Genomic DNA, 23,313 nt, shown 5'->3' with positions numbered 1-23,313 from the left:
ATTTTTTTGCAATACCCTAGAGAGCATGAATGAACGAACTGGCGGAAAAAGTCCAACAGGCGTTGGTAAAGGCCATCGACAACGATGACCTGGTTCTGCCGACATTGCCGGAAGTGGCCCTGAACATTCGCCAGGCCGCGGAAGACCCGGAAATCAGCATCAGCCACTTGAGCAAGGTGATCGGGCGCGACACTGCCCTGTCGGCGCGCCTGATCAAAGTGGTCAACAGCCCGATGTTGCGCGCCAGCCAGGAAGTGACCGACCTGCACACCGCCATTACCCGGCTGGGCACCAACTACAGCAGTAACCTGGCCATCGGCCTGGTGATGGAGCAAATTTTCCATGCCCGCTCGGACGTGGTCGAAAAGAAGATGCGCGATGTGTGGCGCCGCAGCCTCGAAGTGGCAGGCGTGAGCTACGCCTTGTGCCGCAGCCATAGCCAACTCAAGCCGGACCAGGCCGCCCTGGGTGGCTTGGTGCACCAGATCGGCGTGTTGCCGATCCTGACTTACGCCGAAGACCACTACGAGCTGCTTTCCGACCCCGTCAGCCTCAACCACGTGATCGACAGCATCCACCCGGCACTGGGTGACAAGCTGCTCAGTGGCTGGGACTTCCCGGAGATGCTGGCGAAACTACCCGGCCAATACCTGAACCTGGCGCGCGACTCCGCCAGCCTCGATTACATCGACCTGGTGCAGATCGCCGTCGTGTATTGCCATCGTGGCACCGATCATCCGCTGGCAGACGTGTCGATCGCCAGTCTGCCCGCGATCAAGAAGCTGCGCCTCGACCCCGGCAGCGACAACCTGCGCGCCGAACTGGATGAAGCCCGCTCGATGTTCTACTGATCAACCGGCGATAAAACTCACCCGCACCTTCAACCCCGCCTGCTCGCCGTCATGCAGGCTGATCTGCGCCAGATGCGCGCGACAGATTTCGCCAACGATCGCCAACCCCAGGCCTGAGCCCATGCCTTGCTGGCTGCGACGGTAGAAGCGCTCGAACACCCGGTCGCGCTCATCCTGCGGAATACCCGGGCCATCATCTTCCACCTCCAGTACCGCCGGCGCCGTCACCCGCAGGATCACGTTGCCGCCAGGTGGCGTGTGCGCCAGGGCGTTGTCCACCAGGTTACTCAACAGCTCGTTGAGCAGCGTCGGCTCGCCGCGTAACCACACCGGTTCATCCGCCTCCAGCGCCAACGCCACGCCGCGCGCGTGGGCCAACGGCGCCATGGCCATGCCCAGTTCACGGGCCAATTGGCTGAGGTCGAGCAACTGCGCGCCGCCTTCGGCAATCGCCCGCGCGCCGTTTTCGATGCGCGCCAGGGACAGCAACTGATTGGCCAGATGGGTCAAGCGGTCGGTGCCTTGGGCGGCGGTTTCCAGGGTACTGCGCCAGGTCGCTGGATCTTCGGCGCGCAGGCCCAGTTCCAGGCGCGCCTTCAGCGCCGCCAAAGGAGTGCGCAGTTCGTGGGATGCATCGGCAATAAACTGCGCCTGACGCTCGAACTGGCCGCGCAGACGTTCAGTGAAGTGGTTGAGGGAACGCACCAGCGGGCCGAACTCATGCTGCACCTCCACCAGCGGCAACGGCCGCAAGTCGTCGGGCTGGCGCTCTTCCACCGCCGTGCGCAGGCGCTCCAGCGGGCGCAAGGCGGCGCTGACGGCAAACCACACCAGCAACAAGGCGCCGATGGCGAGCATGCCCAGGCGCAGCAAAGTGTCGGCCATCAGGCTGCGGGCCATGCTCACGCGAGCTTCATCGGTTTCGGCCACGCGGATTTCCGCCATGCCGTTCATGTTCGGTTCGGAGACCGCCTTGAGCAGGCTGACCACCCGCACTTCCTGGCCCTGGTATTTGGCGTTGTAGAAACGCGCCAGCGCCGGGTAATCGTCGGTGCGCGGTGTGCCGGGGGGCGGGCCGGGAAGATTTTCGTAGCCGGAAATCAGCTTCTGATTAATGTCATTGACCTGGTAATAGATGCGCCCGGCACTGTCGTAGGCAAAGGTGTCCAGGGCGACATAGGGCACGTTGGCGCTGAGGGTGCCGTCCACCTGGGTCAAGCCGGCGGCGATGGTCCGCGCCGAGGCGAGCAGCGTGCGGTCGTAGGCGGTGTCGGCCGCTTCGCGACCATTCCAGTAGGCGCTCATGCCACTGGCAAGCATCAACAGCACCAGCAACAGCGCCAGGTTCCACAGCAGGCGCCAGCGCAGGCTGCTGGGCTTATGCATCGCGGGCTTCCAGCAGGTAGCCGAGGCCACGGAAAGTCACGATGGCGATGGGTTGGCCATCGAGCTTCTTGCGCAGGCGGTGCACGTAGATTTCGATGGCATCGGGGCTGGCCTCCTCGTCCAGGCCGAACACCTGGGAGGCCAGTTGCTCCTTGCTCATCACCCGGCCTGGGCGGGCGATCAGCGCTTCAAGCACGGCTTGCTCGCGGGAGGTCAACGTCATCAGCTCGCCGCCCACGGTGAAACGGCGGGTGTCGAGGTCATAGACCAGCACACCGCAGGCCTGCTGGCGTTCGCCGCCCAATACACTGCGGCGCAGCAGCGCCTTGACCCGCGCTTCCAGCTCGGTCAGTTCGAACGGCTTGGCCAGGTAATCATCGGCGCCCAGGTTCAGGCCATGCACGCGGTCCTTCACATCGCTGCGCGCGGTCAGCATCAGCACCGGCAGGTTTTTCCCACGCGCCCGCAAGCGCGCCAGCACCTCAAAACCGTCCATGCGCGGCAGGCCCACATCCAGGATGGCGACCGCGTAATCCTCACTGCTCAAGGCCAGGTCGGCGGCCACGCCGTCGTGCAATACGTCAACGGTCAAACCCGTGCTCTTGAGCGCTTGGGCGACGCTTTCGGCGAGTTGCAGATGGTCTTCAACCAGAAGGACACGCATGGATTTCCACCTTATTCGGACGTGGTCGACGCCACGCTTTGCCGGGCAGTTTACAGGCGCCGACTGCCCTGTGAAGCCTGAAAACATTGAAAGGCAGCTGAAAGGTTAGTGAAAGCTTCGCCCTTTAGCATCCAGCCACGGTAGGTCATGCCTGCCGAGCGACCTGATGGGTCGCGCCCGAAAAACGCCTCGAAGCGTTTTCGCCAAAATAAGAACAATAACGGAGTGCACCACGATGCTGTCGACACAGCCCCAGGCTTGCCCGCCTGTTCGTATTTCCCGCCTGACCCACACCGCCCTTGCCAGTGCCGCTGCCCTTGCCGGCTTTTCGCCGCTTAGCCAGGCTGCCTTCTTCGAAGACAGTAGCGCGACCCTGGAAACCCGCAACATGTACTTCAACCGCGACTTTCGCGACGGCACCAGCGCGCAGCAATCCAAGCGCGACGAATGGGCCCAGGGCTTCATGCTCAACCTGCAATCGGGCTACACCGACGGCACCGTCGGCTTTGGCGTGGATGCGCTGGGCATGCTCGGGGTCAAGCTCGACTCCAGCCCCGACCGCACCGGCACCGGCCTGCTGCCTACCCACGACGATGGCCGCGCCGCCAACGAGTACTCCAAGCTGGGCCTGACCGGCAAAGTGAAGATTTCCGCTACCGAGCTGAAGATCGGTTCGCTGATGCCCGAGCTGCCGATCCTCAAGCCCAACGACGGTCGTATCCTGCCGCAGACCTTCAACGGTGGCCTGATCACCTCCAAGGAATTCAAGAACCTGGTCTTCACCGGCGGCCGTCTCGACAAAGCCAAGGACCGCGACGACAGCAACTACGAAGACATCGCCCTCAATAACAAGAACAGCCGCTTCCTCAGCGGCGCCACCGGCAAGCATTTCAACTTCGGCGGCGTCGACTATAAGTTCGCCGACAAGATCACCGGCAGCTACCACTTCGCCCAACTCGACGACGTGTATCGCCAGCACTTCCTCGGCCTGGTCGCCGCGCGCCCGATGGGCCCCGGCACCTTCGCCACCGACCTGCGCCTGGCGATCAGCGATGACACCGGCAGCGCCCGTGGCGGCAAGATCGACAACACCTCTCTCAACGGCCTGTTCAGCTATGCCCTCAATGGCCATAAGCTCAGCGCCGGCTATCAGCATATGTCCGGCGACAGCGCGTTTCCGTATGTGGATGGCAGCGACCCGTACCTGGTCAACTTCGTGCAGATCAACGACTTTGCCGGCGCCGAAGAGCGCTCCTGGCAGGCGCGCTACGACTACGACTTCGCCAAGCTGGGCATTCCCGGCCTGAGTTTCATGAGCCGTTACCTCTCGGGTGACAATATCAAGCTCAGGAACGGCGACACCGGCAAGGAATGGGAACGCAACAGCGAGATCAAGTACGTGGTGCAAAGCGGCACATTCAAGGATGTGGCCGTGCGCCTGCGCAACGCGACGTACCGCTCCAACTACTCAGCCCGTGATGCGGATGAAACGCGCGTGCTGGTCAGCTACAGCGTTGCGCTCTGGTAAGTAGTGCCTGGTAAGCCACTCATAACAACAATGACGGAGATAACCATGACCCCTTCACTGCGTAAATTTGCCCTCGCCGCCGGCTGCATGCTGTTCGCCGGCCACCTGCTGGCCGCCGACGAACCCAAGCGCCCGGAGTGCATCGCCCCGGCCTCCCCTGGCGGCGGTTTTGACCTGACCTGCAAACTGGCGCAAAGCGCGCTGGTCAACGAGAAGTTGCTGAGCAAGCCGATGCGCGTGACCTACATGCCGGGCGGCGTGGGCGCGGTGGCCTACAACGCGGTGGTGGCCCAGCGTCCTGCGGACGGCGGTACGTTGGTGGCCTGGTCCAGCGGTTCGCTGCTGAACCTGGCCCAGGGTAAGTTCGGGCGCTTCGATGAGAGCGCCGTACGCTGGTTGGCCGCCGTGGGAACAAGCTACGGCGCCATCGCGGTGAAAGCCGATTCGCCCTACAAGACCCTCGATGATCTCGTCAAAGCCCTGAAGAAAGATCCGGGCAGCGTGGTGATCGGTTCCGGCGGCACCGTCGGCAGCCAGGACTGGATGCAAACCGCCCTGATCGCCAAGGCCGCCGGGATCAACCCGCGCGAGTTGCGCTATGTGGCGCTCGAAGGCGGCGGTGAAATCGCCACCGCACTGCTCGGCGGGCATATCCAGGTCGGCAGTACCGACATCTCCGACTCCATGCCGCACATCCTCAGCGGTGACATGCGCCTGCTGGCGGTGTTCTCCGAGGAGCGCCTGGACGAGCCGGAAATGAAGAATATTCCGACCGCCAAAGAGCAAGGCTACGACATCGTCTGGCCGGTGGTGCGTGGCTTCTACCTCGGGCCAAAAGTCAGCGATGCCGACTACGCCTGGTGGAAAGATGCCTTCGACAAACTGCTGGCCTCCGAGGACTTCGCCAAGCTGCGTGACCAGCGCGAGCTGTTCCCGTTCGCCATGACCGGCCCGGAGCTGGACACCTACGTGAAGAAACAGGTGGCTGACTACAAAGTGCTGGCCAAAGAGTTCGGCCTGATCCAGTAATCGCCCCTCTTTTGTGTAATGCCCCTGTAGGAGCGAGCTTGCTCGCGAAGAACCCAAGGACATCCACGTGCATCCAGACAGCACGCGTTATCGTTGAAGTTTTTCGCGAGCAAGCTCGCTCCTACAAGAGGGCCTTGGAGTTTCCTATGCTCTTACAACGCGTTTTTGCCGCTGTGCTGTTGCTGGCCTGCGCCGGCCTGGCACTGATGGCCTGGCCGTATCAGGCAGCGTTTTCCTACGAACCGGTCGGGCCTCGGGCCTACCCGTTGCTGATGCTCGGCCTGATGAGCCTGGCGCTGATCTATATGCTGATCCGCCCACAACCGACCCAACACACCGAAGAAGAACCCGCGCTCGACCGCCAGACGCTGGTCAAGATCAGCATCTGCGTGGCGCTGTTGATCGTGTTCGCCGCCACCTTCGAGCCCCTGGGTTTCATCCTCAGCAGCATGCTGATCGGCATCCCCATGGCACGCCTGTATGGCGGCCGCTGGGTGCCCAGTGTGGTAATCGTCAGCCTGATGGCCATCGGTCTTTATCTGCTGTTCGATAAAGCCATGGATGTTCCGCTGCCCCTCGGCCTGCTCGACGTTCTGGAGAACTGATATGGATACTTTCGGCTATTTGGGCCAGGGCTTCGGCGTTGCACTGTCCCCCTACAACCTGGTGACCGCCCTGTGCGGCACCCTGATCGGTACCGTGGTCGGGCTGTTGCCGGGCCTGGGCCCGATCAACGGCGTGGCGCTGTTGATCCCCATCGCGTTCGCCCTGGGCCTGCCGCCGGAATCGGCGTTGATCCTACTGGCGGCCGTGTACCTGGGCTGCGAATACGGCGGCCGTATCAGCTCGATCCTGCTGAACATCCCGGGCGAAGCTTCCACCGTGATGACCACCCTCGACGGTTACCCGATGGCCCGCAAAGGCCTGGCCGGCGTGGCGCTGTCGTTGTCGGCGTGGAGTTCGTTCATCGGCGCGTTTATCGCCACCTGCGGCATGGTGCTGTTTGCGCCGCTGCTGGCCAAATGGGCGATTGCCTTCGGCCCGGCGGAATACTTCGTGCTGATGGTGTTCGCGATTGTCTGCCTCGGCGGCATGGCCGGCGACAAACCGTTGAAAACCTTCGTGGCGGCGCTGATCGGCCTGTTTCTTTCGGCCGTCGGCATCGACGCCAACAGCGGCGTGTACCGTTTTACCGGCGATAACATCCACCTGACCGACGGCATCCAGTTTGTGGTGCTGGTACTGGGCTTGTTCTCCATCAGCGAGATCCTGTTGCTGCTGGAAAAAACCCACCGTGGCCAGGAAGCGGTGAAAGCCACCGGGCGGATGATGTTCAACCTGAAGGAAGCAGGGTCGGTGTTCGTGGTGAACATCCGCTGCGGCCTGCTCGGTTTCATCATGGGCGTGCTTCCCGGCGCAGGTGCCACATTGGCCTCGGCGGTTGCCTACATGACCGAGAAACGCCTGGCCGGTGCCAGCGGTAAATTCGGCCAGGGCGACATGCGCGGCCTGGCTGCACCGGAAACCGCGATCGGCGCGTCCGCCTGTGGCGCCCTGGTGCCGATGCTGACCCTCGGTGTACCTGGTTCGGGCACCACCGCGGTGATGATCGGCGCCCTGTCGCTGTACAACATCACCCCCGGCCCGCTGCTGTTCCAACAGCAACCCGACATTGTCTGGGGCCTGATCGCGTCGTTGTTTATCGCCAACATCATGCTGGTGATCCTCAATATTCCGATGATCCGCATCTTCACGCGCATCCTCGCCGTGCCGAACTGGGCGCTGGTGCCGGTGATCGCGATCATCACCGCGATTGGTGTGTACGCGGTGCACGCCACCACCTTCGATCTGTTCCTGATGGTCGGTATCGGTATCTTCGGCTACATCCTGCGCAAGCTGGATTTCCCGCTGTCGCCGGTGCTGCTGGGCTTTATCCTCGGCGGCCTGATGGAGCAGAACCTGCGCCGGGCACTGTCGATCTCCAACGGTGCGCTGGAAATCCTATGGTCGAGCCCGATCACCTTTGGCGTCTGGGTGCTGACCGCCATCATGCTGTTTGTACCGTTGCTGCGTATCTGGCGTAAACGTGCCCAACAGCGTCGTGCCGTGGCCGATGTCTGAGGTCACCTTTAAACATTGGTGGGGAACACCGCTGGTCGGTCTGGCCGGCGGTTACCTGGCCAGCCTGGTCGGCTGGCCGTTGCCGTATATGGTCGGCTCGTTGCTGGCGATCATCCTCGTGCGTTGCCTAACGCCGTGGCAGTTGGCGGAGATTCCCGGCGGGCGCAAATGCGGCCAATGGGTGGTGGGCATCGGCATCGGCCTGCACTTCACTCCGGTGGTGATCGAACAGGTGATGAGCCATTTCGGCCTGATCTTCTTCGGCGCGCTGGTCACCAGCCTGTCGAGCGTGGTCGGCGTGTGGTTGATGCGCCGCAGCGGTGAAGACCGCGCCACCGCATTTTTCTCCAGCATGCCGGGCGGTTCCGGCGAGATGGTCAACCTCGGCGCACGCAATGGCGCGGTGCTCAGCCGTGTCGCGGCGGGGCAGAGTCTGCGTGTGCTGGTGGTGGTGCTGTGCGTGCCGGCGATCTTCAAGTATTTGCTGGACGGCGGTGCGCCGCAGTTTCATCCGGCGCCGGTGAGCTGGGCGTGGCTGGCGTTGCTGTTTCCCATCGGCGCGTTGGTGGCCTGGGGATGGCAGCGCTTGCGTCAGCCAAACCCATGGCTGTTCGGCCCATTGCTGGTGAGTGCGACGGCCAGCGTGGTGTGGGAGCTGCATATCGGCCTGCCCGACGGCGGCAGCCAGATTGGCCAGTGGCTGATCGGCAGCGGGTTGGGCTGTCACTTCAATCGGGAGTTCTTCCGTCGTGCACCGTCGTTCATGGTTCGCACCTTGATCGGCACGGCCTTGACCATGGCCTTGGCGACGTTGGCAGCGGTGGGTTTGAGTGCCTTGACCCATCTGGACCTGCGCTCGCTGACCCTGGGCATGATGCCCGGCGGGATTGCCGAGATGAGCCTGACGGCCGAGACCCTGCAACTGTCGGTGCCGTTGGTGACGGCCATGCAGGTAATGCGGTTGTTGTTTGTGCTGTTTTTGGCGGAGCCGTTGTTTCGGCATTGGAACCGTCAGCCGGAAAAATTCTAAACCTTCGGCACAGTTCAACATGTGGGAGGGGGCTTGCCCCCGATGGCGGAGTGTCAGTTACTGAATATGTTTCTGATACACCGCTATCGAGGGCAAGTCCCCTCCCAGATTTGAATGTGTCTGGCCTTAGAGCGGCGGTAGGCGCCACTCAATCGGCGTCTCGCCATTCTGCTCAAGAAACTTGTTGGTGCGGCTGAAATGCCCGCAGCCCAGGAACCCGCGATACGCCGACAACGGCGAGGGGTGCACCGACGTCAGCACCAAATGCTTGGTGGCATCAATCAGCTTCTGCTTGCCCTGGGCATGGGCGCCCCACAACAGGAACACCAGATGCGGCTGGTGCTCGCTGACCACTTCGATAACTCGATCAGTAAAGAACTGCCAGCCCTTGCCCGCATGCGCGTTGGCGTTGGCCCGCTCGACGGTCATGGTGGTGTTGAGCATCAACACGCCCTGGTCGGCCCAGCTTTGCAGGTAGCCATGGTTGGGGATGTCGATGTTCAGGTCGCGCTTGAGCTCTTTGTAGATATTGACCAGCGACGGCGGCGCCGGCACGCCTGGTTGCACCGAGAAGCACAGACCGTGGGCCTGGCCGGGGCCGTGGTACGGGTCCTGGCCGAGGATCACCACCTTGACCTTGTCCAGCGGCGTTGAGTTAAGCGCGTTGAAGATCAGCGGACCGGGCGGGTAGATCTCCTTGCCGGCGGCATGTTCCTGGCGCAGGAACTCGCGTAACTGGCCCATGTAGGGCTTATCGAACTCATCACGCAGGGCGTGTTTCCAGCTGGGTTCGAGTTTGATACGGTCGCCTTCAGTCATAGTCGAATTGTCTTGTAAAAAAGAATGAGGCGAACCCTAGGAAAGCCGGCCCTGCTTGTCAATTGATCTGACACACCAGCGGCACTTTCCCACGAAGCGATCATACTGATCCTTCACCTTCTCGATTGAGGTCACGATGAATCTGCACTTCGAAGAACTGACCGGCAGCGACGGTGCCCGCATTGGCATCGCCAGTCTTGACGCTGAAAAGTCCCTCAATGCCCTCTCCCTGCCAATGATCCTGGCCCTGACTGATCGCCTGGAGGCCTGGGCCAAAGACCCGAACATCGTCTGCGTGCTGCTGCGTGGCAACGGGCCCAAGGCATTTTGCGCCGGCGGCGAAGTGCGCAGCCTGGCCCAGGCCTGCCGCGAGCAGCCGGGTGAAGTCCCCGCCCTGGCCGCACAGTTTTTTGCCGCGGAATATCGCCTCGACTACCGCTTGCACACTTACCCTAAGCCGCTGATCTGCTGGGGCCACGGTTACGTGCTGGGCGGTGGCATGGGCCTGCTGCAAAGCGCGGCCATACGAATTGTCACGCCGAGCAGCCGCCTGGCCATGCCCGAGATCAGCATCGGCCTGTACCCGGATGTGGGCGCCAGCTGGTTCCTGTCGCGCCTGCCCGGCAAGCTGGGTTTATTCCTTGGCCTCACCGGCGCCCATATCAACGGCCGTGACGCCCTCGACCTGGGCCTGGCCGACCGTTTCCTGCGCGACGATCAACAAGACGAGCTGCTCGATGGCTTACTGCAACTGAACTGGCAGGAACAGACCGCGATACAGCTCAACAGCCTGCTCAAGGCCATGGCCCAGGAAGCCGTGGCTCAACAACCTGAAGCGCAATGGCTGCCACGCCGGGCACAGGTCGACGAATGGCTGGACGTCGCTGATGTGCGCAGCGCCTGGCGCGCCTTGAGCCCGCTGTGTGACCACGCCGACCCGCTGTTCAACCGCGCCGGCAAGACACTGAGCGAAGGCTGCCCGCTGACCGCGCACCTGGTGTGGGAACAGATCCGGCGTGCCCGGCACCTGTCCCTGGCCGAGGTGTTCCAGATGGAATACACCCTGAGCCTGAACTGCTGCCGCCATCCGGAGTTCAGCGAAGGGGTGCGCGCGCGGTTGATCGACAAGGACCAGACGCCCCACTGGCATTGGCCGAACATCAACACGGTCCCGGACGCCGTGGTGCAGGCGCATTTCACCAAGGCGTGGGAAGGCCGGCATCCGCTGGCGGATTTGTCCGATTACTGACGTTTTGCACGCATAAAAAAGCGGCGCTTCATGCGCCGCTTTTTTGTGGGCCTGTCAACGGTGACCGCCGCGGCCACCTCCACGGTCATGATCGCCACCGCGTCCATGCCCGCCATTGTTCCAACGATCACCCCAGCCCTGGTTCGGGTAAGGCCGGTAACCCGCCCTTGGCCCTGACGGGTAATAGCGAGGTGCTGGCTGGTAATAACGCGGCGCCGAGTAGTAACGCGGTGCCGGTGCGTAGTAGCGCGGCGACGGGTAGTAATCACGGCGATATTGATACGCCGTACCGCCGCCGTAGTAATACGCCGGTGCCGGTGAGGTGTAGACCTCGGAACGGTAATAGCTCTGGCCTCCATCGTAGTAGGGCACACAAGCGGAAAGGGTCAGACCGAGTAAAGCGCTGAGCAGCAGTCGTCGATACATGGCGGCCTCCTGGACCGCGAAAGAGCACCTCCAGCGACGCTGGGGGGCGGCATTCAGCTTTCACTGAATGACGAAATATCTGACATCAAAAACCGAATCTGGTGCGTTTTGGTAACAACTTGATACATCAATGCCAAGTGCGGCCACACCCCGTCAGGCGCACTGCGGCATAGCGCTTACCAACCAATCAGCTTTATCGATTCAGTAATTTTTTCTGGCCCGAAACTTTCCCGATTGCGATGATGTCACTATGACATCTCATGAGCCAGGGAGGCTCTAACGTGCATCCCTCGCCACTTTCGCCGGATCCGAGCCATGAAAATCTCAACCAAACTGCTGCTTTCATTTCTACTGTGTGCACTGGTCACCCTCGGGGTCGGCCTGCTGGGTATCAAAAGCGTGGTACGCCTCGCCAATGCATTGGAACTGACGTTCTCCAATAACCTGGTGTCCGTCAGCAACACCGCCTCCACCCTCAACGGCCTGGTCGCCCATAACCGTGGTTTGTACCGCTTGATGGATGCGAGCAACGGCGACGTGGCCCAACAAGACCGTGACCGTGTGCGCCAGGACATCGCCAACGAACTCCAACGCAGCCAGAGTGCCTACGCCACCTATCGCGCCACGCTGCTGGCAGACGATGAACGGGCGGCAGGCGACAAGCTTGACCAGATATGGCCGAACTACATCAGCAGCGCCGACCGCATCATGTCGCTGCTCGACAGTGGCCAGATCGAGCAGGCCCGCGCGCAGCTCAACAGCACCAACAATGAACTGTTCCGCCAGGCGCGCGAGTTGATCCGCGTGATGATCGAGTCCAACAACCGCCAGATCAAGGAAGGCGCCATCGCCGCCGAGGACCTTCGCAGCAGCGCGTTGACCTGGATGATCAGCGGCATTGTCCTGGCCTTCATCATTGCCGTCATCATCGGCGTGCTGATCACACGCCTGATCACCCGTCCTATCGCACAAGCGGTTGAGAACGCACAGCGCATTGCCAAGGGTGACCTGACCCAAGCCATCACCACCGACCGCACCGACGAAGCCGGGCAACTGCTGATGGCGTTGTCCGATATGCAAGGCGGCCTGAAAAGCACGCTGATGGAAATCGCCAACGCTTCCGACCAGCTCGCTTCGGCAGCCGAAGAGCTGAGTGCGGTCACCGATGAAAGCACCCGTGGGCTGACCCGCCAGAACGACGAAATCCAACAAGCCGCCACCGCCGTCAACCAGATGACCGCAGCGGTCGACGAAGTGGCGAGCAACGCCGTGTCGACCTCGGAAGCCTCGCGTCAGGCCACCACCGAAGCCGAGGACGGCCGCCAGCAGGTGGAGCAGGCGGTGTCGGGCATGTCGTCGATGGTGGTGGAGATCAACGATTCGACCCAATCGGTCGCCGACCTCGCCGGCCAGGTGCGCGAAATCGGCAAAGTGATTGATGTGATCCGTGGCATTGCCGACCAGACCAACCTGCTGGCCCTCAATGCCGCCATCGAAGCCGCCCGTGCCGGTGAGCAAGGTCGTGGTTTTGCGGTGGTGGCCGATGAGGTTCGCGCGCTGGCCCATCGCACCCAGACCTCCACGGTCGACATCGAGAAAATGATCGGTGAAGTGCAGGCAGGCGCCGATGGTGCCGTGGCCGCGATGAACAAGAGCCTGAACTGGGCCAACAACACCCAGACCCTGGCGCAAAACGCCGGCCAGGCGCTGGAGCGCATCACCGCCAGCGTGGCCAGTATCAACGAGCGTAACCTGGTGATCGCCTCGGCATCCGAGGAACAGGCCCAGGTGGCCCGTGAAGTGGATCGCAACCTGCTCAACATCCAGGACCTGTCGACCCAGACCGCCGCCGGTGCCCACCAGACCAACGCCTCGAGCCAGGACCTGTCGCGGCTGGCCACCTCGTTCAATATGTTGGTCAGCAAGTTCCAGTTATAAGCGCCTCATAGCAGTGCGCCGACGCACCCGCGTGGCGCACACCCCCCTCTTCTACGCCCTCCTCTCCCGCCCGCGCGGCTGAACAGCCGGGCGTCGTAGCCACTTGGCACGACTCTCGCTTTATCTCTTGCGTGCAGGATTGATACAGGTTCGCGGCACCACAATTTGCAATGGCCGACTAGGGTTCCGGCTCGCCAAAAGCGAGTGGCTGGTCCGAGAGTTGGCGACCTCCAGTTGAGGTTACACGGCGGGATAAAAGCCCGGGAGACAAGCCACCGTTCACGGTGCCGCGTTGCTCCTGCTCGCCCTTGATCAACTGGAGAAGCCCCATGCCCTCAATCCGTTTACCCGCCCTGCTCGCCGCCGCCTTTGCCGCCGTGCTGAGCTTCCAGGCCCAAGCCGCCCCCAAAAACCACTTCAGCGTGTGCTGGACAATCTACGCCGGTTGGATGCCGTGGGAATACGCCGGCAGCCAAGGCATCCTCGACAAGTGGGCGAAGAAATACGGCATCACCATCGACATGGTGCAGCTCAATGACTACGTCGAATCCATCAACCAGTACACCGCCGGCCAGTTCGACGGCTGCACCATGACCAACATGGACGCCCTGACCATCCCCGCCGCCGGTGGCGTGGACAGCACCGCACTGGTGGTCAGCGACTTCTCCAACGGCAACGACGGCGTAGTGATCAAAGGCAGCGGCAAGACCGTGGCCGACCTCAAGGGCATGAACGTCAACCTGGTGGAACTCTCGGTGTCCCACTACCTGCTGGCCCGCGCGCTGGAATCGGCGGGCCTCAGCGAAAAAGACCTGAAGGTGGTCAACACGTCCGATGCCGACATCGCGGCGGCCTTCAACACCGAACAGGTCCAGGCCGTGACCACCTGGAACCCGATGCTCTCGGAGATCAAGGCCAAGCCTGGCGTGAGCCAAGTGTTCGACTCCAGCAAAGTGCCCGGCGAAATCATGGACATGATGGTGGTCAACACCCAGGTCCTCAAAGACAACCCCAAGCTGGGTAAAGCGCTGACCGGCGCCTGGTTCGAAGTGGTCGCGTTGATGAACGCCAAGGGCGCCGCCAGCACCGAAGCCCTGGAACATATGGCTAAGGCCTCCGGCACTGACCTTGCGGGCTTCCAGTCGCAACTGGACACCACCAAGTTGTTCGCCACGCCCAAGGAAGCCCTGGCCTTCGCCACCAGTGCGCAGTTGCCCGCCACCATGGGCAAAGTCGCCGAGTTCTCGTTTAAACACGGCCTGCTGGGTGAGGGCGCCAAGGACACCAGCGCCGTGGGCATGAGCTTCGCCAACGGCGTGACCAGCGGCGACAAGGCCAACCTCAAGCTGCAATTCGACCCCAGCTACGTGCAGATGGCCGCCGACGGCAAGCTGTAAGAGGACCCGGCCATGCGCCTGATCAACCGTCACCCGGACCGCTCCAGCCGCCTGTTGCTGGTGCTGCTGCCGTTCGCCCTGCTGCTGTTCGCCTACTTCGTGGGCTCGGCCGAGCGCCTGGCAGACAACCCCAACGACAAGCTGCTGCCCGGCGCCGGACAAATGATTGATGCGGTAAAGCGCCTGGCCTTCAACGCCGACACCCGCACTGGCGAATACGTGCTGTGGCAGGACAGCGCCGCCAGCCTGCGCCGCCTCGCCATCGGCCTGGGCATCAGCGCTCTCGCCGGCCTGTGCCTGGGGATCGCCGCCGGTACATTGCCGCTGTTTGGCGCACCGTTGTCACCGCTGCTGACGGTGCTGTCGATGGTGCCGCCGCTGGCGATCCTGCCGATTCTGTTCATCGTGTTCGGGCTGGGGGAATTGTCCAAGGTGATGCTGATCGTCATCGGCGTCACCCCCTGCCTGGCGCGTGATCTTGAACAGCGCGCGCGGGAAATTCCGGTGGAGTTGCTGGTGAAGGCGCAGACCCTCGGCGCCTCCACCTGGACCCTGATGCTGCGTGTGGTATTGCCGCAATTGCTGCCGCGCCTGTTGATCTCGCTGCGGCTGATGCTCGGCTCGGCGTGGTTGTTTTTGATCGCCGCCGAAGCCATTGCCTCTACCGACGGCTTGGGCTACCGGATCTTCCTGGTGCGCCGCTACCTGGCGATGGACGTGATCCTGCCTTACGTGGTGTGGATCACCCTGCTCGCCTGGCTGATGGACTGGGGCCTCAAGGCCCTGACCCGGCGTGCGTTCCCCTGGTACGAAGGAGCGCGGGCATGAGCTTTATCAGCGTCAGTAATGTGTGGCAGCGCTATGGCGACCAAGTGGTACTCGAAGGCCTCAACCTGCACGTCGCCGAGGGTGAGTTTTGCACGCTGGTCGGCACGTCCGGGTGTGGCAAGTCGACCTTCCTGCGCCTGCTGCTGGGCCAGGAAACCGCGAGCAAGGGCCAGATCCTGCTGGACGGCCAGGCCCTCGCCGCCGAGCCGGATGCCAGCCGCGGCGTGGTGTTCCAGCGCTACTCGGTGTTCCCACATTTGACGGTGCTCGACAACGTCGCCCTCGGCCTGGAATTGCCGCGCTCGCGTTTGCTGGGACGGCTGTTCGGTAGAGCCAAGAAGGACGCCCGCGAACAGGCTGCCGCGCTGTTGCACAAAGTCGGCCTCGGCCACGCCCTGGACAAGTACCCCGCGCAACTCTCCGGCGGCATGCAACAACGCCTGGCCATCGCCCAGGCCCTGATCATGAAACCCCGCGTGTTGCTGCTGGACGAACCCTTCGGCGCCCTCGACCCCGGTATTCGCAAAGACATGCACCAGCTGCTGCTGGAACTGTGGCGCGAAACCCGGTTGACGGTGTTCATGGTCACCCATGACCTGAGCGAAGGCTTCAGCCTCGGCACGCGCCTGCTGGTGTTCGACAAGGTCCGCGCCGACCCCCACGCTCCCGGCGCCTACGGCGCGCGCATCACCTACGACATCCCTTTGAACAGCGAACGCCGCAAGGCGCTCGCCGCCGAACTTGGAGCCTCTTCCAAATGACCGATTCCACCCAACTGTTCCCACCCTTCGCCGAAGAAATGCTGCCCGGCGGCGGCCATCGTTCGTTCGTGCTCAAGCGCGGCCAACTGCTGCGCCTTACCGATCTTCGCGGCGGCGCCAACGTCAGCCTGACCCTGCTCAATGCCAACGAAAAAACCGAGCGCCTGAACCTGCCCGACAGCCTCAAATGCCAACACACCGCCAAGCTCACCACCGGCCATTGCCTGTACTCGGACATGGGCCGCGTGCTGGCCGCGATCACCGCCGACACCTGCGGCTGGAGCGACAGCATCGGCGGTGTGCTGTGCGCCGCCGAAGTCGCCGAGAAGTACGGCCAGGGCCGCTATCAGGAACTGCGCAACGGCTTCTTCCGCAACGGCACCGACAACCTGCTGGTGGAGTTGGGCAAGTGGGGGCTGGGCCTGTCCGACCTGCTGATGACCCTCAACCTGTTCAGCAAAGTCACGGTGGACAGCGACGGTGGCCTGCACTTTGTACCGGGCAATTCCAAGGCCGGCGACTACATCGAACTCTACGCGCCGATGGACACCCTGGTGGTGCTCACTGCGTTGCAACACCCGATGGACCCCAACCCACAGTACGCGCCGCAACCGCTGAAACTGAGTTGGATGAACGCCGACAAAAGCGTCGCCGAACACTGCCGCACCTCGCGCCCGGAAAACGAGCGCGGCTTTATCAACACCGACCGCCTGTTCGCCTGAGGAGCTGCCATGTCTACCGCACTGAAACAACCGGACGCGGCCGTTTACCGCGCAACCATCCCCGCCGGCGAGCCGTGGCTGATGAAGGTCAAGGCCGGGCAGACCCTGCGCATCCTCGACCTGGAGGGCAACCAGGCCGTCGACACGTTGTTCTACAGCGTGAAAAACCCGCGTGAGCGCTACGACGTGCAACGCACGTTGCGCCGGCAAAACAGCGTGTACCTGGGCACCGGCAGCGTGCTGTATTCCAACCTCGGCCAGCCGATGCTGACCATCGTCGATGACACCTGCGGGCGCCACGATACCCTCGGCGGCGCCTGCGCCCAAGAGAGCAACACCGTGCGCTACGCCCTGGAAAAACGCTACATGCACAGCTGCCGTGACAACTACCTGCGCGCCTGTGCCCACGACGGCCGCCTGGGCAAAGGCGACATCGGGCCGAACATCAATTTCTTCATGAATGTGCCGGTAACGGCCGACGGTGGGCTGACCTTCGAAGACGGCATTTCCGCCCCCGGCAAGTACGTCGACCTGCGCGCCGAGATGGATGTGATCGTGCTGATCTCCAACTGCCCACAGTTGAACAACCCGTGCAACGCCTACAACCCCACCCCTGCGGAGCTGCTGGTATGGAACTGAAACTCAAGCGCCTGCGCCATTGGTTATTTGCCCTGTGCCAATCCCGCAGCGGGCAGTGCATCCGAAAACAATAGAGCGCCAATGTGGGATCCACACTGACTGCACGCACTGCGGACGACCGCAGTGCTCCCCCACTTTGCGGGACGGCCCGCAGGGTTTTGCCATGTTCGAAAAACTGTTGATCGCCAACCGTGGCGCCATCGCCTGCCGCATCCTGCGCACCTTGCGCGAGCTGCAGGTCAAGGGCATCGCCGTGTACGCCGAGGCCGATGCGGCGAGCCTGCATATCCAGCAAGCCGACGAGGCCTACAGCCTTGGCGAAGGCGCGGCGGCCAGTACGTATCTGGCGGTGGAAAAAATCCTCGCCACCGCCAAGGCCTGTGGGGCCAAGGCGATTCATCCCGGCTACGGCTTCCTGTCGGAGAACGCCGCGTTTGCCGAGGCCTGTGAACACGCGGGCATCGCCTTTGTCGGGCCGACGCCGCAACAGCTGCGTGTATTCGGCCTCAAGCACACCGCCCGCGCCTTGGCCAAGCAGCACAAGATCCCGCTGCTGGAAGGCACCGAACTGCTCGACAGCCTCGCCTCTGCGTTGCTCGCCGCCGACGCCGTGGGCTACCCGGTGATGCTCAAAAGCACCGCCGGTGGCGGCGGTATCGGCATGCGCGTGTGCCGCAGCAGCGTGGAGTTGAGTGAGTCCTTCGAGGCCGTCAAACGCCTGGGGCAGAACAATTTCAGCGATGCCGGCGTGTTTATCGAGAAGTACATCGAGCACGCGCGCCACCTGGAAGTGCAGGTGTTCGGCGACGGCGCGGGTGAAGTGATCGCCCTCGGCGTGCGCGACTGCTCGGTGCAACGGCGTAACCAAAAAGTCCTCGAAGAAACCCCGGCGCCGAACCTGCCCGACGGCATGGCCGAGGCCTTGTGCGCGGCCGCCATCACCCTGGCCAAGGCCGTGAACTACCGCAGCGCCGGCACCGTGGAATTTATCTATGACAGTGCTGACGGGCGCTTCTACTTCCTCGAAGTGAACACGCGCTTGCAGGTGGAACACGGCGTCACCGAGCAGGTGTGGGGCGTGGACCTGGTGCGCTGGATGGTGCAACTGGCGGCCGGGGAAATGCCGCCGCTGAACACACTCGAGTTAACCCCCCAAGGCCACGCGATCCAGGCACGCTTATATGCCGAAGACCCGGGCCGCGATTTCCAGCCGAGCCCCGGCTTGCTGACCTGTGTGGATTTCCCGCAGGCCGAGGGCCTGCGGATCGACACCTGGGTGGAGGCCGGTTGCGAGATCCCGCCCTACTTCGACCCGATGATCGCCAAGCTCATCACCTGGGCGCCCACCCGCGAACAGGCGCGCCTGGCCCTGCATCAGGCGTTGAGTGACAGTCAGTTGTACGGCGTGGAAACCAACCGCGATTACCTGCGCCAAATCCTGCTGGCCCCGCCTTTCGCCAATGGCCGGCCGTGGACGCGGTGCCTGGAAGACCTGGTCTACGTGGCCGACACGTTTGAAGTGATCAGCGCGGGCACGCAAACCAGTGTGCAGGACTATCCCGGCCGCCTCGGCTACTGGGCCGTGGGCGTGCCGCCGTCGGGGCCGATGGACAGCCGCGCGCTGCGTCTGGGCAATCGCCTGCTGGGCAACGACGAGGGGGCAGCGGCGCTGGAAATCACCATGAGCGGGCCGATGTTGCGCTTCAATTGCGCGGCTGTTGTTGCGGTGACCGGAGCGCAAATCCCGCTGCTGTTGAATGATCAAACAGTGCCGATGAACACCGCGCTGTTGGTTGAGGCCGGGTCGGTCCTGAGCCTCGGCACCATCGCCGGAGCCGGTGCGCGCAGTTACCTGTGCCTGCGGGGCGGGCTGCAAGTGCCGGACTACCTGGGCAGCAAAGGCACCTTCACCCTTGGCCAGTTTGGCGGGCATGGTGGTCGTGCTTTACGGGCGGGCGATGTGTTGCATCTGTTGCCGTTGGAAGACCTGAGCGCCGGGCAACAATCAGGCGCTGAACCGCTGCCAGAGGTCCGCACATTACGGGTGATTTATGGCCCCCATGGCGCACCGGAATATTTCCTGCCGGCGTACATCGACACCTTCTTCGCCACGCAATGGGAAGTGCATTTCAACTCCAGCCGCACCGGTGTGCGGTTGATCGGGCCGAAGCCGCTTTGGGCACGCACGGATGGCGGCGAAGCGGGGCTGCATCCGTCGAATATCCATGACAACCCCTATGCCATCGGCGCGGTGGATTTCACCGGGGACATGCCGGTGATCCTCGGGCCGGATGGGCCAAGCCTGGGCGGTTTTGTATGCCCGGTGACGGTGATCGAGGCGGACCTTTGGCAACTCGGCCAGCTCAAGGCCGGTGACAAGATTCGCTTTGATCCCGCGGACCTCAGGACCGCCCGCGACCTCGCCCTGAACTGGGATCAAACGTGGGAGCCGGGCTTGCCTGCGATGCAGGCAACTCGGTCTCACTGTGCGATTGAATCACCGGTGGTATTGGACATCGGCCACGCCGACACCCGCCTGGTCGCCCGCCTCGCCGGCGACACCCACCTGCTCCTGGAAATCGGTGCGCCCGAGCTGGACCTGGTGCTGCGCTTTCGCGGCCATGCCCTGATGCAGGCCCTGGAAACCCATGCGCTGAAGGGTGTGATCGACCTGACCCCGGGCATCCGCTCGCTGCAGATCCACTACCAGCCCGAACAACTGCCCCTGGCCGACCTGCTGGCACTGATCAGCCACGAATGGACCAGCGTGTGCACCCGGCAAAACCTGCAAGTGCCCTCGCGCATCGTGCACCTGCCGCTGTCCTGGGACGACCCGGCGTGCCAGCTGGCCATCGAAAAATACATGACCACCGTGCGCAAGGACGCCCCATGGTGCCCGAGCAACCTGGAGTTCATCCGTCGCATCAACGACCTGACCAACCTCGATGAAGTGCGCCACACCGTGTTCGACGCCAGCTACCTGGTGATGGGCCTGGGCGACGTCTACCTCGGCGCGCCGGTGGCCACGCCGCTGGACCCGCGTCATCGTCTGGTGACCACCAAGTACAACCCGGCCCGCACCTGGACCGCCGAAAATTCGGTGGGCATCGGCGGCGCGTATTTGTGCGTGTACGGCATGGAAGGGCCCGGCGGTTATCAGTTTGTCGGGCGCACCTTGCAGATGTGGAACCGCTATCGCGAAGTGGCGGCGTTTGACGGCAAACCCTGGCTGCTGCGCTTCTTCGATCAGATTCGGTTCTATCCCGTGAGCGCGGATGAGCTGGTGCGGATTCGTCGGGATTTCCCCCTGGGACGCTTCGAGCTGAGCATCGAACAAAGCACGCTGAACCTGGCGGATTACCAAGCGTTTCTGGCGCGGGAAGCCGCCAGCATCGGCGCGTTTCGTGAGCACCAGCAGCACGCCTTCAACGCTGAGCGCGAACGCTGGATAGCCAGCGGCCAGGCGCATTTCGACAGCGAAGAACTCGCGGCGCCAGCGGCGCAAGACACGCCGCTTACGGCCAATGAATACAGCATCGACAGCCATATCGCCGGCAATCTCTGGCAGGTGCAGGTGGCCGTGGGTGCGCGGGTGGCGGCCGGGGACGTGCTGGTGATCCTGGAGTCGATGAAAATGGAGATCCCGGTGCTGGCGCCCTTTACCGGGGTGGTGCGGGAAATCCCGGTGCAACCGGGCAGCGGCATTAGCGCCGGGCAACGGGTCGTGGTGCTGGAACGGGACTGACCGGCGCTGTATCGTGCAGGGACTTCCGAGGCCCTGCCCCCACCGACCATGACCACGCCAACCCTTTGCCCCGCCTGCGGTGCCCGCAACGATTGCACCCTGGCCGACCCACGCACCGCCGACCAACCTTGCTGGTGCTACAGCGTCACCATCGACCCATCGGTGCTTGAAGCGCTGCCCGATGAAGTGCGCAACAAGGCCTGCCTGTGCCCGCGTTGTGCCCAAGTGGATGAGCAGCTTCGCCATGCGCGTTGACCGTTTCCTCAGCAACCTGCCGCGTTTCAATCGCCAGCAAGTGCGCATGTTGCTGGTGGAGCGGCGGGTGACGGTGGATGGTGCGGCAGTCAGTGACCCTCAGCATGAAGTGCGCGAATTCAGCCGCGTGTGCGTTGACGATGACGTGCTGCAGGCGGGCAAAGCGGCGCGCTATTTCATGCTGCACAAACCCCAGGGCTGCGTCAGCGCTACCTCGGACCCGCAACACCCGACGGTCCTGGACCTGCTGGATGAGCCGGACAAAAGCGAGCTGCATATCGCCGGTCGCCTGGATTTCAACACCACCGGCCTGATGCTGATCACCAACGATGGCCAATGGTCGAGGCGCCTGACGCAACCGCAGACCAAGCTGCCCAAGGTTTATCGGGTAGAGACGGAGCAGGACATTGGCCCCGACTACGCGGCAACCTTTGCGGCGGGCCTGTATTTCGCGTTTGAAGACCTGACGACGCAACCGGCCGAACTGCAGCTGTTGGGGCCACGCCTGGCACGACTGAGCATCATCGAAGGCCGCTATCATCAGGTGAAGCGCATGTTCGGGCACTTCAACAACAAAGTGATCGGCCTGCACCGTGAGCGAATGGGCCCATTGCGACTGGATATGGCCCTGGCGCCGGGCGAGTATCGGGCGCTGTCCGAGGAAGAAATCCGACAGGTCTGATGACCGTTCGGCCGGTGATGGCAAAAACCCATTTCTGCGACTTGCGGCATCCCCGGTCTACTGCTTGAATCAAACCGTCAGCCAAATTATGACTGACGAGTCGCCTATAACCTCCAAGAACCACCTTGCCCCGCCCGCGCTTGATCTACGGGCCTCCCAGGCAAACAGCCCGCCATAACAACACCCGTCGGCCAGCCGTCATCGGACCGACATGGGCCCTCATCTTCCAGGCGTATGCCTACCTGTCACAAAGCTCGTGCAGAGTGATCTGCGCGCCCTACCCGCTTGCCAGGAGTCTTACGACATGAGGCCAGAAATCGCTGTGTTGGATATACAGGGTCAGTATCGGGTTTACACGGAGTTCTATCGCGCGGATGCTGCTGAAAAGACCATCATCCTGGTCAACGGCTCGATGGCCACCACGGCCTCCTTCGCCCAAACCGTGAAAAGCCTGTACCCGCAATTCAATGTGGTTTTGTACGACCAGCCCTACGCCGGTCGTTCCAAAATCCATAACCGTCATGAGCAAATGCTGACGAAGGAAGTCGAAGGCCAGATCCTGCTGGAGCTTATCGACCACTTCGCCGCCGAGCACGTGCTGTCCTTCTCCTGGGGCGGCGCCGCCACCCTGGTTGCCCTTGCCCACCAGCCACGCCGTGTGGAAAAGGCCGTGATCAGCTCGTTCTCGCCGGTGATCAACGCGCCGATGCGCGACTACCTCGAACGTGGCGTCGACTACCTCGGCAACCTCGACCGCGACCGCGTCGGCCACCTGGTCAACAGCACCATCGGCAAACACCTGCCGTCGCTGTTCAAGCGTTTCAACTACAAGCATGTGAGCAGCCTGGCCGAGCACGAATACGGGCAGATGCACTTTCACATCAGCCAGGTGCTGCACAGCGACCGCCTGTGCTACCTCAAGGCCGCGCGGCAGATCGACGTGCCGGTGCTGTTTTTGAACGGCGAATGGGATGAATACACCAGCGCCGAGGATGCCAAACAGTTCGGGCAGTACGTGGCGAAGAGCAGCTTCAGCACCATCCAGGCGACAGGGCACTTCCTGGACATGGAGCACAAGGCCGCCTGCCGGGACAGCCGGGACGCGGTGGTGGGCTTTTTGAAACCGGAACGGCAGGTCAGCCGATTGCGTTATCACCAGGGTCAGACGCAGCATGCCTTTGCCATCTGAAATACCGTGTAGGAGCGAGGGGGACGCCTAGTTCTTGCTCGCGAAGATCGCCAA

21 protein-coding genes and 1 riboswitch are annotated in these 23,313 nt (G+C 62.8%); of the genes, 17 read left to right on the top strand and 4 right to left on the bottom strand.

Translation table 11 applies throughout. From position 1 onward, the window contains the following. Positions 1-29: 29 nt before the first annotated feature. Positions 30-851, top strand: a complete 822-nt coding sequence (locus AB1462_RS21235; RefSeq protein ID WP_090408117.1) for an HDOD domain-containing protein — start codon at positions 30-32, stop codon at positions 849-851. Here the strand turns inward: AB1462_RS21235 and AB1462_RS21230 are convergent, their stop codons facing one another. Continuing rightward, positions 852-2,237: a sensor histidine kinase gene (locus tag AB1462_RS21230; RefSeq protein ID WP_090408120.1), complete on the bottom strand. Its 1,386-nt coding sequence runs from the start codon at positions 2,235-2,237 to the stop codon at positions 852-854. Further along, entirely contained in the window at positions 2,230-2,901 is a 672-nt protein-coding gene (locus AB1462_RS21225) for a response regulator (RefSeq protein WP_027604325.1), read from the bottom strand. Before AB1462_RS21225 ends, AB1462_RS21230 begins: the two co-directional genes overlap by 8 nt. Before the next feature lie 235 nt (positions 2,902-3,136). Here AB1462_RS21225 and AB1462_RS21220 point away from each other — a divergent pair, with 235 nt between their 5' ends. From AB1462_RS21220 to AB1462_RS21200, 5 genes are all read left to right on the top strand, one after another. Continuing rightward, positions 3,137-4,429: an OprD family porin gene (locus tag AB1462_RS21220; RefSeq protein ID WP_259192665.1), complete on the top strand. Its 1,293-nt coding sequence runs from the start codon at positions 3,137-3,139 to the stop codon at positions 4,427-4,429. Between the two features lie 45 nt (positions 4,430-4,474). Then, a complete protein-coding gene (locus tag AB1462_RS21215) occupies positions 4,475-5,458 on the top strand; it encodes a tripartite tricarboxylate transporter substrate binding protein (RefSeq protein WP_090408129.1) in 984 nt (327 codons plus the stop codon). 146 nt (positions 5,459-5,604) lie between these two features. Further along, on the top strand, positions 5,605-6,063 hold the full coding sequence (locus tag AB1462_RS21210) for a tripartite tricarboxylate transporter TctB family protein (RefSeq protein ID WP_259192666.1): 459 nt from the start codon (positions 5,605-5,607) through the stop codon (positions 6,061-6,063). Position 6,064: 1 nt separating this feature from the next. Continuing rightward, positions 6,065-7,579: a tripartite tricarboxylate transporter permease gene (locus AB1462_RS21205; protein ID WP_032888527.1), complete on the top strand. Its 1,515-nt coding sequence runs from the start codon at positions 6,065-6,067 to the stop codon at positions 7,577-7,579. Beyond that, positions 7,572-8,609, top strand: coding sequence for an AbrB family transcriptional regulator (locus AB1462_RS21200; protein ID WP_090410125.1), 1,038 nt, complete (start codon positions 7,572-7,574; stop codon positions 8,607-8,609). Before AB1462_RS21205 ends, AB1462_RS21200 begins: the two co-directional genes overlap by 8 nt. A 126-nt stretch (positions 8,610-8,735) precedes the next feature. On the opposite strand, the gene ung is transcribed toward AB1462_RS21200, so the two are convergent. Beyond that, a complete protein-coding gene (ung, locus tag AB1462_RS21195; RefSeq protein WP_090408136.1) occupies positions 8,736-9,428 on the bottom strand; it encodes a uracil-DNA glycosylase in 693 nt (230 codons plus the stop codon). A gap of 136 nt (positions 9,429-9,564) precedes the next feature. On the opposite strand from ung, the gene AB1462_RS21190 reads away from it, so the two are divergent. After that, a complete protein-coding gene (locus AB1462_RS21190) occupies positions 9,565-10,677 on the top strand; it encodes an enoyl-CoA hydratase/isomerase family protein (protein WP_367247871.1) in 1,113 nt (370 codons plus the stop codon). A gap of 54 nt (positions 10,678-10,731) precedes the next feature. Here the strand turns inward: AB1462_RS21190 and AB1462_RS21185 are convergent, their stop codons facing one another. Next, a complete protein-coding gene (locus tag AB1462_RS21185; RefSeq protein WP_081744398.1) occupies positions 10,732-11,103 on the bottom strand; it encodes a hypothetical protein in 372 nt (123 codons plus the stop codon). Between the two features lie 315 nt (positions 11,104-11,418). Here AB1462_RS21185 and AB1462_RS21180 point away from each other — a divergent pair, with 315 nt between their 5' ends. The 10 genes from AB1462_RS21180 to AB1462_RS21135 all read left to right on the top strand — a co-directional run bounded on the left by AB1462_RS21180 (position 11,419) and on the right by AB1462_RS21135 (position 23,259). Then, positions 11,419-13,041, top strand: a complete 1,623-nt coding sequence (locus tag AB1462_RS21180; protein ID WP_367247870.1) for a methyl-accepting chemotaxis protein — start codon at positions 11,419-11,421, stop codon at positions 13,039-13,041. Positions 13,042-13,208: 167 nt separating this feature from the next. Continuing rightward, positions 13,209-13,310: riboswitch (guanidine-I (ykkC/yxkD leader) on the top strand. 60 nt (positions 13,311-13,370) lie between these two features. Next, positions 13,371-14,438, top strand: coding sequence for a putative urea ABC transporter substrate-binding protein (locus AB1462_RS21175; RefSeq protein WP_090408146.1), 1,068 nt, complete (start codon positions 13,371-13,373; stop codon positions 14,436-14,438). Positions 14,439-14,450: 12 nt separating this feature from the next. Continuing rightward, on the top strand, positions 14,451-15,266 hold the full coding sequence (locus AB1462_RS21170; protein WP_090408149.1) for an ABC transporter permease: 816 nt from the start codon (positions 14,451-14,453) through the stop codon (positions 15,264-15,266). After that, entirely contained in the window at positions 15,263-16,027 is a 765-nt protein-coding gene (locus AB1462_RS21165; protein ID WP_367247868.1) for an ABC transporter ATP-binding protein, read from the top strand. Before AB1462_RS21170 ends, AB1462_RS21165 begins: the two co-directional genes overlap by 4 nt. Then, complete coding sequence (locus AB1462_RS21160) at positions 16,024-16,749, top strand: urea amidolyase associated protein UAAP1 (protein WP_090408155.1); 726 nt, start codon at positions 16,024-16,026, stop codon at positions 16,747-16,749. The genes AB1462_RS21165 and AB1462_RS21160 overlap by 4 nt, the downstream gene beginning before the upstream one ends. A 9-nt stretch (positions 16,750-16,758) precedes the next feature. Continuing rightward, positions 16,759-17,388 (top strand): urea amidolyase associated protein UAAP2, encoded by a 630-nt coding sequence (locus tag AB1462_RS21155; RefSeq protein WP_367247867.1) that lies wholly within the window; start codon positions 16,759-16,761, stop codon positions 17,386-17,388. A 163-nt stretch (positions 17,389-17,551) separates the two neighbouring features. Continuing rightward, entirely contained in the window at positions 17,552-21,133 is a 3,582-nt protein-coding gene (gene uca / locus AB1462_RS21150) for an urea carboxylase (RefSeq protein ID WP_367247865.1), read from the top strand. A 48-nt stretch (positions 21,134-21,181) separates the two neighbouring features. Then, positions 21,182-21,388, top strand: a complete 207-nt coding sequence (locus AB1462_RS21145; RefSeq protein ID WP_259192671.1) for a cysteine-rich CWC family protein — start codon at positions 21,182-21,184, stop codon at positions 21,386-21,388. Continuing rightward, positions 21,378-22,070, top strand: coding sequence for a pseudouridine synthase (locus AB1462_RS21140; RefSeq protein WP_367247863.1), 693 nt, complete (start codon positions 21,378-21,380; stop codon positions 22,068-22,070). Before AB1462_RS21145 ends, AB1462_RS21140 begins: the two co-directional genes overlap by 11 nt. A 304-nt stretch (positions 22,071-22,374) precedes the next feature. Further along, positions 22,375-23,259, top strand: a complete 885-nt coding sequence (locus tag AB1462_RS21135; protein WP_315335456.1) for an alpha/beta hydrolase — start codon at positions 22,375-22,377, stop codon at positions 23,257-23,259. Positions 23,260-23,313 lie beyond the last annotated feature (54 nt).

The sequence above is a fragment of the Pseudomonas sp. SB113 genome (assembly GCF_040754745.1).
Classification (GTDB): domain Bacteria; phylum Pseudomonadota; class Gammaproteobacteria; order Pseudomonadales; family Pseudomonadaceae; genus Aquipseudomonas; species Aquipseudomonas grimontii.
This window is presented reverse-complemented; position numbering and strand designations above follow the sequence as displayed.

What these genes read in the sequence shown, in the direction of transcription:
- ung (WP_090408136.1), bottom strand. Translation starts at nt 9,428, where the DNA reads ATGACTGAAGGCGACCGTATCAAACTCGAACCCAGCTGGAAACACGCC.
- AB1462_RS21210 (WP_259192666.1), top strand. Translation starts at nt 5,605, where the DNA reads ATGCTCTTACAACGCGTTTTTGCCGCTGTGCTGTTGCTGGCCTGCGCC.
- AB1462_RS21185 (WP_081744398.1), bottom strand. Translation starts at nt 11,103, where the DNA reads ATGTATCGACGACTGCTGCTCAGCGCTTTACTCGGTCTGACCCTTTCC.
- AB1462_RS21220 (WP_259192665.1), top strand. Translation starts at nt 3,137, where the DNA reads ATGCTGTCGACACAGCCCCAGGCTTGCCCGCCTGTTCGTATTTCCCGC.
- AB1462_RS21225 (WP_027604325.1), bottom strand. Translation starts at nt 2,901, where the DNA reads ATGCGTGTCCTTCTGGTTGAAGACCATCTGCAACTCGCCGAAAGCGTC.
- AB1462_RS21145 (WP_259192671.1), top strand. Translation starts at nt 21,182, where the DNA reads ATGACCACGCCAACCCTTTGCCCCGCCTGCGGTGCCCGCAACGATTGC.
- AB1462_RS21135 (WP_315335456.1), top strand. Translation starts at nt 22,375, where the DNA reads ATGAGGCCAGAAATCGCTGTGTTGGATATACAGGGTCAGTATCGGGTT.
- AB1462_RS21155 (WP_367247867.1), top strand. Translation starts at nt 16,759, where the DNA reads ATGTCTACCGCACTGAAACAACCGGACGCGGCCGTTTACCGCGCAACC.
- uca (WP_367247865.1), top strand. Translation starts at nt 17,552, where the DNA reads ATGTTCGAAAAACTGTTGATCGCCAACCGTGGCGCCATCGCCTGCCGC.
- AB1462_RS21170 (WP_090408149.1), top strand. Translation starts at nt 14,451, where the DNA reads ATGCGCCTGATCAACCGTCACCCGGACCGCTCCAGCCGCCTGTTGCTG.
- AB1462_RS21190 (WP_367247871.1), top strand. Translation starts at nt 9,565, where the DNA reads ATGAATCTGCACTTCGAAGAACTGACCGGCAGCGACGGTGCCCGCATT.
- AB1462_RS21180 (WP_367247870.1), top strand. Translation starts at nt 11,419, where the DNA reads ATGAAAATCTCAACCAAACTGCTGCTTTCATTTCTACTGTGTGCACTG.
- AB1462_RS21160 (WP_090408155.1), top strand. Translation starts at nt 16,024, where the DNA reads ATGACCGATTCCACCCAACTGTTCCCACCCTTCGCCGAAGAAATGCTG.
- AB1462_RS21205 (WP_032888527.1), top strand. Translation starts at nt 6,065, where the DNA reads ATGGATACTTTCGGCTATTTGGGCCAGGGCTTCGGCGTTGCACTGTCC.
- AB1462_RS21230 (WP_090408120.1), bottom strand. Translation starts at nt 2,237, where the DNA reads ATGCATAAGCCCAGCAGCCTGCGCTGGCGCCTGCTGTGGAACCTGGCG.
- AB1462_RS21175 (WP_090408146.1), top strand. Translation starts at nt 13,371, where the DNA reads ATGCCCTCAATCCGTTTACCCGCCCTGCTCGCCGCCGCCTTTGCCGCC.
- AB1462_RS21165 (WP_367247868.1), top strand. Translation starts at nt 15,263, where the DNA reads ATGAGCTTTATCAGCGTCAGTAATGTGTGGCAGCGCTATGGCGACCAA.
- AB1462_RS21215 (WP_090408129.1), top strand. Translation starts at nt 4,475, where the DNA reads ATGACCCCTTCACTGCGTAAATTTGCCCTCGCCGCCGGCTGCATGCTG.
- AB1462_RS21140 (WP_367247863.1), top strand. Translation starts at nt 21,378, where the DNA reads ATGCGCGTTGACCGTTTCCTCAGCAACCTGCCGCGTTTCAATCGCCAG.
- AB1462_RS21235 (WP_090408117.1), top strand. Translation starts at nt 30, where the DNA reads ATGAACGAACTGGCGGAAAAAGTCCAACAGGCGTTGGTAAAGGCCATC.
- AB1462_RS21200 (WP_090410125.1), top strand. Translation starts at nt 7,572, where the DNA reads ATGTCTGAGGTCACCTTTAAACATTGGTGGGGAACACCGCTGGTCGGT.